The sequence below is a fragment of the Glutamicibacter bergerei genome (assembly GCF_054495185.1).
On record NZ_CM137131.1, the window covers coordinates 2,451,567 to 2,466,183 of the forward strand.

General features: G+C 55.2%; 14 protein-coding genes and 1 pseudogene. 5 read left to right on the forward strand and 10 right to left on the reverse strand.

The window, feature by feature from the left end; genetic code table 11:
• Positions 1 to 139: 139 nt before the first annotated feature.
• Together mscL and coaA are read right to left on the reverse strand one after the other, a co-directional pair.
• Positions 140 to 505, reverse strand: a complete 366-nt coding sequence (mscL, locus tag ACX5K5_RS11330) for a large conductance mechanosensitive channel protein MscL (protein WP_229677065.1) — start codon at positions 503 to 505, stop codon at positions 140 to 142.
• 122 nt (positions 506 to 627) lie between these two features.
• A complete protein-coding gene (gene coaA / locus ACX5K5_RS11335) occupies positions 628 to 1,503 on the reverse strand; it encodes a type I pantothenate kinase (RefSeq protein WP_229677066.1) in 876 nt (291 codons plus the stop codon).
• 251 nt (positions 1,504 to 1,754) lie between these two features.
• On the opposite strand from coaA, the gene glmS reads away from it, so the two are divergent.
• The 3 genes from glmS (at position 1,755) to ACX5K5_RS11350 (ending at position 5,914) form a co-directional block, all read left to right on the forward strand.
• Positions 1,755 to 3,623, forward strand: a complete 1,869-nt coding sequence (gene glmS, locus ACX5K5_RS11340) for a glutamine--fructose-6-phosphate transaminase (isomerizing) (protein ID WP_443461724.1) — start codon at positions 1,755 to 1,757, stop codon at positions 3,621 to 3,623.
• Positions 3,624 to 3,978: 355 nt separating this feature from the next.
• Positions 3,979 to 4,329 carry a holo-ACP synthase gene (locus ACX5K5_RS11345; RefSeq protein ID WP_096256865.1) on the forward strand — a complete coding sequence of 117 codons (351 nt, stop codon included), beginning with the start codon at positions 3,979 to 3,981 and terminating at the stop codon, positions 4,327 to 4,329.
• A 58-nt stretch (positions 4,330 to 4,387) separates the two neighbouring features.
• Complete coding sequence (locus ACX5K5_RS11350; protein WP_443445075.1) at positions 4,388 to 5,914, forward strand: NAD(P)H-hydrate dehydratase; 1,527 nt, start codon at positions 4,388 to 4,390, stop codon at positions 5,912 to 5,914.
• 73 nt (positions 5,915 to 5,987) lie between these two features.
• Here the strand turns inward: ACX5K5_RS11350 and ACX5K5_RS11355 are convergent, their stop codons facing one another.
• The 5 genes from ACX5K5_RS11355 to truA form a co-directional block, all read right to left on the reverse strand.
• A complete protein-coding gene (locus ACX5K5_RS11355; RefSeq protein ID WP_459174418.1) occupies positions 5,988 to 7,325 on the reverse strand; it encodes a UDP-glucose dehydrogenase family protein in 1,338 nt (445 codons plus the stop codon).
• A 126-nt stretch (positions 7,326 to 7,451) separates the two neighbouring features.
• Positions 7,452 to 8,798, reverse strand: coding sequence for a phosphoglucosamine mutase (gene glmM / locus ACX5K5_RS11360; RefSeq protein ID WP_443461737.1), 1,347 nt, complete (start codon positions 8,796 to 8,798; stop codon positions 7,452 to 7,454).
• A gap of 164 nt (positions 8,799 to 8,962) precedes the next feature.
• Positions 8,963 to 9,463: a 30S ribosomal protein S9 gene (gene rpsI / locus ACX5K5_RS11365; RefSeq protein WP_096256868.1), complete on the reverse strand. Its 501-nt coding sequence runs from the start codon at positions 9,461 to 9,463 to the stop codon at positions 8,963 to 8,965.
• Between the two features lie 38 nt (positions 9,464 to 9,501).
• Positions 9,502 to 9,945, reverse strand: a complete 444-nt coding sequence (gene rplM, locus ACX5K5_RS11370; RefSeq protein WP_096256869.1) for a 50S ribosomal protein L13 — start codon at positions 9,943 to 9,945, stop codon at positions 9,502 to 9,504.
• A gap of 308 nt (positions 9,946 to 10,253) precedes the next feature.
• Entirely contained in the window at positions 10,254 to 11,111 is an 858-nt protein-coding gene (gene truA, locus ACX5K5_RS11375; protein ID WP_459175439.1) for a tRNA pseudouridine(38-40) synthase TruA, read from the reverse strand.
• A gap of 293 nt (positions 11,112 to 11,404) precedes the next feature.
• Here truA and ACX5K5_RS11380 point away from each other — a divergent pair, with 293 nt between their 5' ends.
• The gene (locus ACX5K5_RS11380) at positions 11,405 to 11,815 is read left to right on the forward strand and encodes a hypothetical protein (RefSeq protein WP_459174419.1); all 411 of its coding nucleotides are present in this window, start codon (positions 11,405 to 11,407) and stop codon (positions 11,813 to 11,815) included.
• 133 nt (positions 11,816 to 11,948) lie between these two features.
• Positions 11,949 to 12,371, forward strand: a complete 423-nt coding sequence (locus ACX5K5_RS11385) for a hypothetical protein (protein ID WP_443438556.1) — start codon at positions 11,949 to 11,951, stop codon at positions 12,369 to 12,371.
• Between the two features lie 135 nt (positions 12,372 to 12,506).
• Here ACX5K5_RS11385 and rplQ read toward each other — a convergent pair.
• The 3 genes and pseudogenes from rplQ to rpsK form a co-directional block, all read right to left on the reverse strand.
• Positions 12,507 to 12,956: pseudogene (gene rplQ / locus ACX5K5_RS11390) on the reverse strand (50S ribosomal protein L17); the annotation flags it as partial.
• Between the two features lie 83 nt (positions 12,957 to 13,039).
• Positions 13,040 to 14,044: a DNA-directed RNA polymerase subunit alpha gene (locus tag ACX5K5_RS11395; RefSeq protein WP_096256874.1), complete on the reverse strand. Its 1,005-nt coding sequence runs from the start codon at positions 14,042 to 14,044 to the stop codon at positions 13,040 to 13,042.
• A gap of 166 nt (positions 14,045 to 14,210) precedes the next feature.
• Positions 14,211 to 14,612: a 30S ribosomal protein S11 gene (rpsK, locus tag ACX5K5_RS11400; RefSeq protein ID WP_096256875.1), complete on the reverse strand. Its 402-nt coding sequence runs from the start codon at positions 14,610 to 14,612 to the stop codon at positions 14,211 to 14,213.
• Positions 14,613 to 14,617 lie beyond the last annotated feature (5 nt).

The following is a 14,617-nucleotide window of genomic DNA, read 5'->3' on the forward strand; positions in this document are numbered from 1 at the left end:
ACATCTTCGCACTTTTCGCACGCTCTTGCCGCGCCATGGCAACGATAGGGAACGTGAGCTTCATTTGGGGCAAAAGTAAAGAGCCTGTTCTCGCAAAATTTCTTTGCGGGAACAGGCTCTGAGAAGTTTTTGAAGTTGGTTACTTTAGCGTGCGCAGTTCGTCACGGATCTGCTCAAGCAGTGCAAGCTGCGGGTCTACCTCTTCTTCTTCTTCGGTGAGACCGCGACGACGCTCGAGGTGCTCGGTAGCCTTCTGCATTGGCAAAACCAGTGCGAAGTAGACTGCTGCGGCGATCAACAGGAAGTTGACCAGCGCGGTGAGGAAGACACCGAACTTGATGTCAACCCCGTTGATGGTAAGTAGTAGGAAGCCATCAAATGATGGCGAACCGACCAAGGCAGCGATCAATGGCATCAGCACATTGTCTACCAGGGCGGTGATGACGGCGCCGAAGGCGGCACCGATGACAACGGCAACCGCCAGATCGACGACGTTGCCCTTCATTATAAAATCGCGGAATCCCTTTAGCATGGTTTGAGCATACACAGGGAAAACATAGCAAAGCAGGACATTTGGGCGAAAAACTTAAATTTTGTGAGAAATTCCGCTCGCGTTTGGATAATTGCCTAGATCTTACGAAGCAGCATTCTGTGAACCGAGTGGTCAGCGCTCTTACGAAGGACCAATTGAGCCCGGCCACGGGTAGGCAACACGTTTTCTTCGAGGTTCGGCTCGTTAATGGATTTCCAAATGCCGTGCGCGGTTTCGCGCGCTTGCTCATCGGAGAGCTGCGCGTAGCGGTGGAAGTAGCTGGCTGGGTCAGAGAACGCGCCGGAGCGTAGTTTCATGAATCGGCTGATGTACCACTCTTCAATATCTTTGGTCCGAGCATCCACGTAGACGGAGAAATCAAAGAAGTCACTGAGCGCAAGACCCACCTTGCCATCGGTGCGAGTACGCGCCGGCTGCAAAACGTTCAGGCCCTCAACAATAAGTACCTGAGGCGCACGGATGACGTTACGTTCACCCGGGATGATGTCATAAGTCAAGTGTGAATAGACTGGCGCACTAACTTCCGGAACACCGGACTTCACCGCAGAGACAAAGCGCAGCAGCGCACGCCGGTCATAAGATTCTGGGAAACCCTTGCGGTCCATAATTCCACGGCGGTTCAGTTCCGCGTTCGGGTAAAGGAATCCGTCGGTGGTGATTAGTTGGACGTCGGGCGTTTCTGGCCAACGGCGCAACATATCGCGCAACACACGGGCAGTAGTGGATTTACCAACTGCTACCGAACCTGCCACGCCAATAACGAACGGAGTCTGCCGGGTTTGTTCCCCAAGGAACGTGGTGGTGGCGCGGTGTGTAGCACCGGCGCCCTGTACATAGAGGTACAGCAAACGGCTCAATGGTAGATAGACATCTCGGATCTCATCTAGGTCTAGGCCATCGCCTAGACCACGAAGCCGAATGATGTCCTCTTCATTGAGGGGTTGTTCCATCTTGTTAGAAAGTCTGGCCCAGGTGTCTCGCTCAAGCTCAACAAAAGGGGTTATAGGTGTCTCTAACGTTCCTTGTGGTTCCACGAGGTCAAATTGTGCCAAGAATATGGTCTACACCCCAAATTCAACTTGTAGAGTTCATTGGAAATTCAGCAAATTAGCTCTTCGCGGTGACCTATGACACGCAACTTTTTGAGTGATGTGCCACGATTTCTCCCATCATTGGGGAATCAACCGGTACGCTTTTTCCTATGTGCGGAATTGTTGGATATGCAGGAGCCTCAAGCCGAGTCGCCGATCACGGCGCCCTTGACGTTCTAATTGAAGGTTTACGTCGGTTGGAGTACCGCGGTTATGACTCGGCTGGTGTAGCCGTAGTAGCCGATGGTGCCATTCACTCACGGAAGAAGGCTGGCAAACTTGTCAACCTTGAAAACGTGATCGCTGAAGAACCATTACCCCAGTCTTACACCGGAATTGGCCACACTCGTTGGGCCACCCACGGTGGACCGAGCGACTCGAACGCTCACCCACACCTCGCCGACGGCGGCAAGCTTGCAATGATCCACAACGGCATCATTGAGAACTTCGCTGGCATCAAGGCGCAGCTGGTCTCTGAAGGCGCAGAGTTCCTTTCTGATACCGATACCGAAGTTGCCGCAGAGTTGCTGGGCAAGATGTACGGCGAAGCAAATGGGGACCTCACCCTAGCCATGCAGCTTGCAGTAAAGCACCTTGAAGGTGCTTTCACCCTCTTGGCAGTACACCAGGACCACCCGGGTCTCGTTGTGGCAGCTCGCCGCAACTCCCCACTGGTACTGGGCTTGGGCGATGGCGAGAACTTCCTCGGTTCAGACGTCTCCGGCTTCATCGATTTCACCCGTCGCGCCGTGGAACTGGGTCAGGACCAGATCGTCACGATCACCCCAGAGACCCACACCATCACCGACTTTGACGGCAACCCAGCCGAAGGCAAAGAATTCACCGTTGACTGGGATGCAGCCAGCGCCGAGAAGGGTGGCTTCCCATCCTTCATGGAAAAGGAAATCTTTGACCAGCCAGCCGCCGTGGCCGACACCCTGTTGGGCCGTTCGGACGCCGATGGCCGCCTGACCCTTGATGAGCTTCGTATTGATGCAGAAGAACTCACCAAGATCTCGAAGATTGTTGTCCTTGCCTGCGGTACCAGCGCCTACGCCGGTTCCGTTGCCAAGTACGCCATCGAGTCCTGGTGCCGTATCCCGGTTGAGGTTGAGCTGTCACACGAGTTCCGTTACCGCGAGCCAATCGTTGACGAGAACACCTTGATCGTTTCGATCTCCCAGTCCGGCGAAACCATGGACACCTTGATGGCCGTGCGTTACGCCAAGGAACAGGGCGCGAAGACCATGTCGATCTGTAACACCAACGGGTCTACCATTCCTCGCGAATCTGACGCGGTGCTTTACACCCACGCCGGCCCAGAGATCGCAGTAGCCTCCACCAAGGCTTTCCTTGCACAGATCACCGCCACCTACCTGCTTGGCCTGTACCTGGCTCAGCTGCGTGGCAACCTGTTCCAGGGCCAGATCAAGGACATCTTGGCTGACCTTGGAAAGATTCCTTCGAAGATCCAGGACATCTTGGACCGCTCGGATGAAATCAAGGAACTTGCTCGCTCCATGGAGGATGCTTCCTCGGTACTCTTCTTGGGTCGCCACGTAGGCTACCCAGTTGCCATGGAAGGCGCCCTGAAGCTGAAGGAAATCGCGTACATCCATGCTGAAGGTTTCGCCGCTGGCGAGCTGAAGCACGGTCCGATTGCCTTGATTGATGATGGCCAGCCGGTCTTCGTAGTGGTTCCTTCCCCACGTGGTCGTGACTCGCTACACTCTAAGGTTGTCTCGAACATTCAGGAAGTCCGCGCCCGTGGTGCCAAGACCCTCGTTATTGCCGAAGACGGCGATGACTCGGTCAAGGACTTCTCCGAGTGGGTCTTCTACGTCCCTGAGACTCCAACTCTGCTGATGCCACTACTGGCCACCGTACCGCTGCAGATCTTCGCTTGCGAGCTTGCCTCGGCGAAGGGCTTTGATGTTGATCAGCCACGTAACTTGGCTAAGTCGGTGACCGTGGAGTAATCCACGATCTTCGAACTTTTGCGGGCACCCTTTTTGATGGAAAGGCTGCCCGCATTTGTTTAACTTCTTACACAACGTGTTGGCTATCAAGACTCATCCATTGCGAACTATAGCTGTCACTTGTGGTTGGCCTGCCACGATGGCCAAACTCATTTCCGCTTTCTCTAACTCAAAGAGTCTTACGGTTGGCCGTCCAGCATTTCGGATACCGTGCTCGACTTAGCACTTCAGGCAAAGTCGAGAAATCAGAAATCTCTAACCATCATCTACCAATCAATAATGCAATACGTATGGCCCGCGTTGTATGGTCGCCTCAATTTACAGTGTTGAAGCAAGCCTAGATAGACTGGAACCCATGATTGCAGGTATCGGTGTCGACATTGTCGACGTGCCACGCTTTGGCCGCCAACTCGAACGAACCCCACGCTTGCGTGAACGTCTTTTTACTTCCATAGAACGTGATCTGCCGTTGCGCTCCCTGGCTGCACGTTTCGCTGCGAAGGAAGCTATCGCCAAGGCACTTGGTGTCCCGGTTGGGATGAACTGGCAAGACTGCACTATTGCTAAAGACGAAGCCGGAGATCCGCAGGTACTGATTCGTGGCACGGTAGCTGCCGCCAGCGAATTGCGTGGAATTACTTCCTGGCATTTGACCTTGTCACATGACGGGGACATGGCCATTGCGATGGTAGTCGCTGAACGATAAACGACACGTTCGCTATTAAAACGGACGTATCCCCGGATAGGTGAGTAAAGTTTGTCTTATGATCCCTGTCTACAGTGTTGCGCAAGTACGTGCGGTCGAGGCCCAAGAGATCTCTAAGCGTGGAAGTGAATCGCTGATGCGCGCTGCCGCCAGCGAATTAGCTGCCGCAGCCGAAGCGATGCTCGCCCAGACCGCCTCCCCCACCGATGCTCTGATCATCGGTTTGATTGGTCCAGGTAATAACGGTGGCGACGGTCTCTACGCGCTGACCGAGCTAGCTCAACGCGGTTATCAGACTCTTGCCCTGCAGTGCACCGAAACCGGTCATCCAGAAGCGTTGAAGGCTTATGCCTCCGTTGCTGGCACCGTGAAGTCTCTGTCCGAGGGCGAAGAAGCTCTATCGTCAGCCTCGTTGGTTATTGATGCAATTTACGGCATTGGCTACCGCACCGGAGCACAGCTACCAAAGCTTCCTGCTGGTACCCGAGTACTAGCTTGCGATGTACCTTCGGGACTGAACTGCGAAACCGGTAGTGCTGATGATGACGTGTTGCTCGCCGAGCGGACCGTGACCTTCGGCGCGATGAAGACGGGACTTATTTCTCAGGATGCACCTTTGGTTACCGGTGAAATCCAAGTTGCGACTCTGGATTTTGATTTCTCCTCGATTACCCCAGAAACACATCTAGTCGATGAAAACTCGGCTCAAGAGCTACTGAATGTTCATCGCAGCTGGCGAGACGCCGGAAGGCACAAGTATGAGCGCGGTGTATTGGGTCTTATTGCAGGCTCTGCTCTCTACCCTGGAGCTGCCCAGCTGACCGCGCGCGCCGCGGTGGCCTGTGGTGTGGGATTGTTGCGCACTCACGTTCCGGAAGAAGTACAGTCTCTACTATCCTTGGCTGCCCCGGAAACCGTGCCGCTGGATGATGAACAAATCACCGAAGCACTCTCATTGGCTCGCCGTCACCTGCACGGTCGCGGAGCCAAGATTTCGGCGTGGGCTATTGGCCCTGGAATTGATAGTCGCACTCCCCCAACCGGAGTGATTGCCAACGTCTTTGATAGCCGCCAGCCAGCGGTTATTGATGCCAGTGGTTTAGAGGTAGTTCCTACCGGCCCGAGTGAGCAGCCACGGGTGCTCACCCCGCATGCCAAAGAATTGCGGATGCTTCTGCGCCGTGCCGGCGTAAGTGTCACCACCGAAGAAGTTCGTCAGGACCCAATTCGTTGGACCCGCTGGGTCGCGTTGGCTTATAACGCTGTGGTGTTGTTGAAGGGCCCAACCAGTTACGTGGTGGCGCCGAATGGTGCAAACCTAGTCGTCTGCCATGCAGCGGCTCAGCTGGCCACTGCCGGCTCTGGAGATATCCTTACAGGCATTCTCGGCTATATGCTCTCCGACAGCTCACTGACCGGTATTCACGGCCTTGAGACGGTGAGCAATAGCCGCCTGATGGAACTGACCGCATGCGCTGCCGTCATTCACGGCCAGCTAGGCAGAGTCACCGCCCAGCAGGGCACGGTCAGCGCCTCGCGCTTGATTGATCAGCTGCCCGCAGTAATGAAAGACTTTGGGTTCTAGCTAAATACTGACCAAAAACAGATGCGGTTCATGCGCGATATCCTCGCACATGAACCGCATCTGTTTTTAATTCTTAGTCCTCGGCAAGATCAAACTTTTCGCCCGGACCGGTCATAACCCAACCTTGATCCCGCCACAATGGACGGTCCAATACGTTACGGCCATCAATCAAGACACGAGAGCTAACTACTTCGCCAAGCTCTTGCGGATCCAAGGCCCGGAATTCTTTCCATTCGGTAAGTAACAGAACCAGGTCGGATTCTTTCGCGGCTTCGCGCCAGGACTCAACGTAGTTCAAGCGTGGGAAGCGGCCTGCGGCATTCTTATTGCCCTCCGGGTCATAGACCGACACTTCGGCGCCCGAGTTGTAGAGCCGCACGGCAATATCCAAGGCCGGCGAGTCACGCACGTCATCACTATCTGGTTTGAACGTCACGCCAAGCACGCAGATACGTTTACCTGCCAGCTGGTTGCCAAGGATTGAGGAAGCCAGTGAAACTACTCGGTCACGGCGGCGCAAGTTGATCTGGTCCACTTCATCCAGGAATCCCATGGTCTGGCTCAAGCCGAGTTCGCTGACGCGCGCCTGCAGTGCACGGATGTCCTTGGGCAGGCAACCGCCGCCAAAGCCGACTCCGGCGTTCAGGAATTTACGGCCGATACGTGCGTCATGACCGATAGCGTCTGCCAGCGTCTTGATGTCGCCGCCCACGGTCTCGGTCACTTCAGCGAAGGCATTGATGAAGGAAATCTTGGTGGCAAGGAAAGCGTTGGCCGCTACCTTGACCAGCTCAGAGGTTTCTAGGTCGGTGACAACCTCTGGGGTATCTAGAGCAAGAATCGGCGCGTATACCTCTCGTAGCTTAGCTAGAGACGTATCGTCTTGGGTACCGTAGACCAAGCGGTCTGGGGTGAGCGTGTCTTTGACTGCGAATCCTTCACGCAAAAACTCTGGGTTCCACGCCAAGCTGATTTTGCTGCCAGGCTTGGCGGTCGCTTCGATGCGTTCGCTGAGCCGACGTGCGGTACCTACAGGAACAGTGGACTTGCCAACGATGAGTGCTTCACCGGAAATATTTGCCACGAGAGAATCAACTGCTGCGTCTACGTAGCTCATGTCCGCTGATTGCGAGTCCGCGCGCTGCGGAGTTCCCACGGTCACGAAGTGGATGTCAGCGTGCTTCCCGACTTCTTCATAGGAGTCGGTAAAGCGTAGCCGGCCACTAGCCACGTGCTTACGCAACAGCTCGGGTAGGCCCGGCTCATGGAATGGAAGAATTCCTGCGCTCAGTGCCTGAAGCTTTTCTGCATTGACGTCGAGGCCAATGACCTCGTAGCCAAGTTCTGCCATACATGCGGCATGAGTTGCACCAAGATAGCCGGTGCCGATGACGCTGATACGCAATGTCACGAAGAATTACTCCCCAGATCTCTAACCCAATAACTACTCATTAGAATGCCACACCCCCGCACCATGTTCCTTACTGGAACGCGGTACGGGGGTGTGAGTTTTCTCGATGTTTACTGAGAGGATGCTTTACAGTGCCAAGTGAGTTGCGACGGCAGCTGCCAGCAGCTCTGCTTCTAGCTGAGCCTGTTCATGAGTGGCCGCTTCGACCATCACGCGAACAACTGGTTCGGTACCCGATGGGCGCAAGAGCACACGTCCGGTGTCACCCAGACGAGCTTCGGTGCCAGCGATTTCCAAGAGCAGTGGTTCGCACTCTGGTGCGGCAGCCTTGTCGACGCCACGGACGTTGATCAGAACCTGTGGAAGCACGGTGAGTACCGAGGCTAGTTCCTTCAGGGTCTTTCCGGTGGCCTTCACTCGGGCTGCCAAGAGCAGGCCGGTGAGTACACCGTCACCGGTGGTGGCGTACTTGCTGAAGATGACGTGGCCGGACTGCTCGCCGCCAAGCGAGTAGTTACCTTCGCGCATGCCTTCGAGTACGTAGCGGTCTCCCACTCCGGTCTGCTTGAGCGTAATGCCAGCTTTTTCCATGGCAATTTTTAAGCCAAGGTTGCTCATCACGGTGGCGACTAGGGTGTCGTCCTTCAACTCGCCGCGGTCCTTGAGGTCCAGAGCCATGACTGCCATGATCTGGTCACCGTCTACAACGGTTCCCTCGTGGTCTACAGCCAGGCAACGATCCGCGTCACCATCGTGGGCGATACCAAGATCTGCACCGTGTTCAAGCACGGTAGCCTGGAGATTTTCTAGGTGGGTGGAACCGTAGCCGTCATTGATGTTGATGCCATCTGGCTCGGCACCGATGACGATAACTTCTGCGCCAGCATTCTTGAAGACCTGTGGTGAACAGCCTGAAGCCGCACCGTGGGCGCAGTCGAGAACGACCTTGACCCCATCAAGGCGGTTTGGCATAGCTGCCAGCAGGTGCAGAATGTAACGGTCTTCGGCGTCAGCGAAGCGCGAAATGCGTCCTACTGCCCCGCCGGTAGGGCGTGGGTTTGGCATGTCGAGGCAGGCTTCGATGGCGTCTTCCAACGCATCATCAAGCTTCTTGCCTCCCCGTGCCAGGAACTTAATACCGTTATCCGGTGCGGCATTGTGCGAGGCAGAGATCATCACGCCAAAGTCTGCGTTGAGATCACCTACCAAGAATGCAGCAGCCGGAGTGGGTAAAGTACCCGCATCCTTTACGTCTACGCCAGAGGCAGCCAGGCCGGCCTCGATAGCTGCGGAGAGGAAGTCGCCGCTGATACGCGGATCCTTCGCTACCACTGCTACCGGTTTACGGCCGTCTTCCGACTGACTTAAACCAAGTACTACCGAAGCTGCCTGCGCTAAATCTAGCGCCAGCTCGGGAGTCAACAACTCGTTTGCTTTTCCTCGGACCCCATCGGTCCCAAATAACCTTGCCATCATCGTTAATCATAAGCCCTACGCATCGATTTACCGGCGAGATTGTGAGCTTTAGGACGCTATATCGACAAAGTTCATGGGCTTTGAAGTCACATTTGGGCTTTTAACGGCCAAAGGCCCCACATCCGAAGATGTGGAGCCTTTGGGAAACCTGTGGGTAAGGTTTAGCGCTTCGAGAACTGCGAAGCCTTACGAGCCTTCTTAAGACCAGCCTTCTTACGCTCGATGACGCGGGCGTCACGAGTCAAGTAGCCATTCTTCTTCAAGGTCGCGCGGTTTGCATCGCGGTCGATCTCGTTCAATGAACGGGCAATGCCAAGACGCAATGCGCCGGCCTGGCCCGAGATGCCGCCGCCGTGGATACGGGCGATAACATCGTAAGCGCCTTCTAGACCCAGAACCTTGAAAGGCTCGTTAACATCCTGCTGGTGCAGCTTGTTAGGGAAGAAGTTTTCCAGGGTGCGACCGTTGACGATCCAGTTACCTGAACCTGGGATCAAACGCACGCGGGCAATAGCCTGCTTGCGACGACCAACGGCACCGCCTGGGACGGTTAGTGGAGCGCGCTCGGTATCGGCAACAACGGCCGATGCAGAGGTCTCGGTGGTGTAAGTCGAAGGGGTTTCGCCTTCGAATTCAGTGGTCTCTTCAGTGTTCTCAGCCACGATATTCTCCTATTAAGTCTTTGTTCTCGAGGCCAGTACTACTGAGCGACCTGGGTGATTTCCAGTGCCTTTGGAGCCTGTGCTGCGTGAGGGTGCTCCGCGCCGCGGTAGACCTTCAGCTTCGAGACCTGAGCATCGGAAAGCTTGTTCTTTGGAAGCATGCCCTTGATAGCCTTCTCGACTGCAAGAACTGGGTTCTTCTCGAGGAGCTCTGCGTAGTTAACGCTCTTGAGGCCGCCCGGGAAACCCGAGTGACGGTAAGCGCGCTTGTCCTGCAGCTTCTTGCCGGTCAGTGCGACCTTCTCGGCGTTGATGATGATGACATGGTCGCCCATGTCCATGTGAGCTGCAAAGGTTGGCTTATGCTTGCCGCGCAGCAAGGTTGCGGCCTGAACGGCGAGACGGCCGAGTACTACATCGGTGGCGTCAATGACATACCACTGACGAGTCTGGTCAGCCGGCTTAGGGGTGTACGTACGCACAGTAATTGCCTTACGTTGATTCGTTTCTGGTCAAACAGTCGCTTGGCTGAAGGCGGTGAGATCCCCCAGTGTCGAGCACTGTCGTGTTGTTCTTGTGCTAGACCAGTACGTCAGGTGAGGACTGAGATGACCGGCCGTCCATATATTGTTCGCACACCCAGCAGACCAGCGACTATGCAACTAAGCCGTCACGCTTGGGCGTGTAGTGTCGAACGTGGACATACACAACTCATAAAAGTTTAGCCGATTAACGGTCAGACGACCAAAACAAAGGTACCTCTTGGTGAGCAACAACACCCAGAGTGTCGTTAATCGAGGCTTTTTAATGAATCTGTCTGCGAAACATCGCGTCTTGCGCGGGTGAGCGCAGCACGCGCGGCAAGTTCGGCATCATCAGGATAATAGACCTCTTCGAGGACTAGTGGGTGAGGATGAGCAAGAATCGATTTTGAATCACGCACCATCAGCGCCAACCGCTCGGCAAGGAAGCCTGGCTGCTCTCTTCCACTGGCAACACGTAGCGCGCCACCAATGAGCGAACGCACCATATTGTGGCAAAACGCGTCGGCCTTTAGATGAACCACAATGTTTCCATCCTCGGCACGGCTGAACTCAAATTCCTGCAGTGTACGAATGGTGGTGGCTCGGGGCTTTGGCTTACAGAAAGATAAGAAGTCGTGTCGTCCAAGCACCGATTGGGCTTCGGCATTCAACAGATCAATATCGATCTCTTCGCGGTACCACATGGTCAACTGACGGTTCAGCGGATCCCAGCGGTGAATGCCATCGGCTATCCGGTATGAGTAGCGCCGGGCCAGAGCTGAGAACCTGGCATCAAAGCCTTCGGCGGCACGGTCGACCTCATGCACCCAGACGGCGCCTTGCTGCCGGCCCAATAGGCCATTGATACGTCGCAACAGTGCCGGGCCTGGTTCCAGATCCGAATTACGCGGCAAGCCCAGGTATTCTTCTTCGGTCAGATCGAAGTGCACGACCTGGTGGCGTGCATGCACCCCCGCGTCGGTACGCCCGGCAACAAATACGCGAACGAGACGCCGAATCAGAGTTTCCAACGCTTCTTCAACAAGCTGTTGTACTCCGGTGACGTTTGGTTGACGAGCCCAACCGTTATAGGCGGCACCGTCATAACCCAGCACCATCCGCATGCGGACCAGGGCTGGCTTGTCACTGGTACCCAGAGCGGTAGTACCTAACGGGTCAATGATCTCTGAGCTGGAATTCATGAATTCAATTATCCCCTGATACCCGCGGAGAATTCCAACTGAAGTTTCATCTCCATGCAGCGGGCGCTGCATCACTGCTGAATCTAGTCCAACTAATTGAACGCTTCACGTACACGTAATAAGGCTAACGACTCTCTATACTTGACAGCGCAGACTCTTCACAGCTGTTTCGTGTTGAGTCTAACGATCATCAATCGCTACTGTTCGGAGCACCCATGAAGTTCAACCGCATCGCCGCCATGAGTCTTTTAGCTCTGATAACCACCGTCAGCGTGGCCGGATGCGCAGAGAAGCCACTCTCGAATGAAGAGGCATGCCAGGAGATCATGAAGCAGGCTAAGGAGCAGAATCTCGGCAACAGTTCTACGAATAGCCTCGGTGACATCGTCGAGCAGGGTAAAAAGGTCTCAGCCGTTCTGCACAACGTGGCTGACAAAGCAGAGCCAGAGTTCTCCGCCGATTTACGAGCCGTAGCAGAAGATGCAGACGCGCAACTTGCTGTGTTCACCGACGACTCGTTAGATCTTCAGCAGATGCAAATGAAACTGTCGCGGATGACTACTGAAGAAACACGTGCACGTTCTGAGAAGTTGGAAACCACGTGCCCCGGGTTATCGGATCTGTAAAACTTGGGTCTGGAACGTCAAACCGAGTTAGAGCCACGCCTGATATCGTTGCCGACAAAGATCTATTCAAACCAAAGCTGTATCGGATTTTAGGGCCGTGTTACTCCCCCAACGAATCACCCTGAGGAATGCCATGATCAAGAAATTCTCCACTGCAGCAGCGGTGACACTTCTGACTGCCACGGCGCTCTCCGGTTGCGGATCAGGGAAACTGTCTGCAGAAGAAACTTGTGCCTTGATTATTAGTCGCTTCGGCGAGATCCAATTGAACCAGAGAATTGAAAATTCTTCGCCGACACCGCTGGATGAGGATCTCACCGAAGACATCAGCATCATGAGCGATCGAGCATTGGTCCTTTCTGAAGCAGCCGAGAAGACCAAAGATGAGGATCTTAAACAGGCGCTCATCGCTGTCGGGGGTAACGACAGTAAGACGGCTCAGCTCCTGGCAAACAAGGATCTGAGCGCAGAAGAAAAGTCGGAGCATCTCATGGAACTACAAACACCGCGGCTGCTCGAAGCTCAGGAAACCTATGGCACCATATGCCACCTGTAGCCACCAGGCAGCGCCCATCTGTTCCTCAAGATTTCCAAGGCTTAAATAAAAGATTCCCGTTGGTTCCTTACGGATCCAACGGGAATCTTTATGTCACTTATGACGGTGACGGAGCTTTAGCTCGAAGGAAGCTTACGCCTCTTCGGTGGTTGGCTCAGCAGCGGTCTCGGTAGCCTTGGTGGCTTCCTTGACTACGGCCTGCTTTGGCGAAACCGGTTCCATAACCAGTTCGATAACTGCCATAGGAGCGTTGTCGCCCTTGCGGTTACCGATCTTGGTGATGCGGGTGTAGCCACCCTGGCGGTCAGCCATTGCTGGTGCGATGTTCGCGAATAGTTCGTGAACGATCGACTTGTTGGTGCGCGAGCGCGATGCGATCACGGCCTGGACGCGACGACGCGATGCCAGATCCCCACGCTTAGCGAAGGTGATCAGGCGCTCTGCGTGTGGACGCAGACGCTTGGCGCGGGTCAGGGTGGTGGTGATCTTCTTGTTCTCGAAGAGCTGTGCTGACATGTTAGCGAAGATCAATCGCTCATGTGCTGCACTGCCGCCGAGACGCGGACCCTTAGTAGGGGTAGGCATGGTAATTCTCCTAGATGAATGACCGAGCCTGTCGGTTTATACCGGCAGATCGGGTGAAGTAGTGTGTCGCGAGACTAAAGTCTTTACAGACCGTCGTCGAAGACGTCGTCGCCATCTTCCATGGCGCTACGAGCGGCAAGGTCGAAGCCTGGAGGGGAATCCTTCAGAGCTAGACCTAGTTCAACCAGCTTGGCCTTGACTTCGTCAATGGACTTCGCACCGAAGTTACGGATGTCCATCAAGTCTGCCTCGGAGCGAGTTACGAGTTCGCCCACAGAGTGGATGCCCTCACGCTTCAAGCAGTTGTACGAGCGAACGGTCAGTTCCAGATCCTCGATCGGCAACGCCATGTCAGCAGCCAAAGCTGCGTCGGTTGGCGATGGGCCGATTTCGATACCTTCTGCTGCGGTGTTCAGTTCGCGGAACAAACCGAACAGCTCAACCAGAGTGGTACCTGCGGATGCCACAGCATCGCGCGGGGTGATCGATGACTTGGCCTCAACGTCTACGATCAAACGATCGAAGTCGGTGCGCTGCTCAACACGGGTAGCTTCCACACGGAAAGTTACCTTCAGAACTGGCGAGTAGATCGAATCAACTGGGATTCGACCGATCTCTGCGTCAACGTTCTTGTTCTGAGCTGCTGACACATAGCCACGGCCACGCTCAATGGTCAGTTCCATGTCGAACTTGCCATTGGCATTCAAGGTAGCGATATGCAGGTCAGGGTTGTGGAACTCTACACCCGCTGGTGGGGTGATATCCGCTGCGGTAACGACGCCTGGGCCCTGCTTGCGCAGGTAGGCGACGACCGGCTCGTCGTGCTCGGAAGAGACCGACAGGTTCTTGATGTTAAGAACCAATTCGGTGACGTCTTCCTTGACGCCGGCTACGGTAGAGAACTCGTGCAGTACTCCGTCGATTCGAACACTGGTGACAGCTGCACCAGGGATCGAGGACAACAGGGTACGACGTAGTGAGTTACCTAGGGTGTAACCAAAGCCTGGCTCCAACGGTTCAATGACGAACCGGGAGCGATTCTCGGAAACTACTTCTTCGGTCAGGGTTGGGCGCTGCGTAATGAGCACTTACATTTCCTTTCAGCGAGCGTCCGCTATATGACGCCTCACGGGGGTGGAAACGACGGTAGCCAGTTGGCCGTTCGTCTGTTGCAGGCAAGAGAGTCCAAGAACGTCACCGACCCATTCTCTCGAATGGCTCGGTGACTTCTTCAGGCTCAGCCTAGCGAATCAATTAGACGCGGCGACGCTTTGATGGGCGGCAACCGTTGTGAGCACTTGGGGAAACATCCGAGATGGATCCAACCTCAAGGCCAGCAGCCTGCAGCGAGCGGATCGCGGTTTCGCGTCCCGAGCCCGGGCCCTTGACGAAAACGTCAACCTTGCGCATGCCGTGCTCCTGCGCGCGCTTAGCGGCAGATTCAGCAGCCATCTGAGCGGCGTATGGGGTCGACTTGCGTGAACCCTTCATGCCTACCTCGCCGGCCGAAGCCCACGAGATCACAGCGCCAGTCGGATCGGTGATCGATACGATGGTGTTGTTGAAGGTGCTCTTGATGTGCGCCTGTCCCATCGCGATATTCTTTTTGTCCTTGCGACGCGGCTTACGTACCGCTCCACGAGTCTTAGGGGGCATTTCTT

Coding starts and splice junctions, on each gene's coding strand:
- ACX5K5_RS11380 (WP_459174419.1), top strand. CDS start 11,405: ATGAAGTTCAACCGCATCGCCGCCATGAGTCTTTTAGCTCTGATAACC.
- truA (WP_459175439.1), bottom strand. CDS start 11,111: ATGCGGATGGTGCTGGGTTATGACGGTGCCGCCTATAACGGTTGGGCT.
- ACX5K5_RS11385 (WP_443438556.1), top strand. CDS start 11,949: ATGATCAAGAAATTCTCCACTGCAGCAGCGGTGACACTTCTGACTGCC.
- rpsK (WP_096256875.1), bottom strand. CDS start 14,612: ATGCCCCCTAAGACTCGTGGAGCGGTACGTAAGCCGCGTCGCAAGGAC.
- ACX5K5_RS11345 (WP_096256865.1), top strand. CDS start 3,979: ATGATTGCAGGTATCGGTGTCGACATTGTCGACGTGCCACGCTTTGGC.
- ACX5K5_RS11350 (WP_443445075.1), top strand. CDS start 4,388: ATGATCCCTGTCTACAGTGTTGCGCAAGTACGTGCGGTCGAGGCCCAA.
- glmM (WP_443461737.1), bottom strand. CDS start 8,798: ATGGCAAGGTTATTTGGGACCGATGGGGTCCGAGGAAAAGCAAACGAG.
- mscL (WP_229677065.1), bottom strand. CDS start 505: ATGAAGGGCAACGTCGTCGATCTGGCGGTTGCCGTTGTCATCGGTGCC.
- coaA (WP_229677066.1), bottom strand. CDS start 1,503: ATGGAACAACCCCTCAATGAAGAGGACATCATTCGGCTTCGTGGTCTA.
- glmS (WP_443461724.1), top strand. CDS start 1,755: ATGTGCGGAATTGTTGGATATGCAGGAGCCTCAAGCCGAGTCGCCGAT.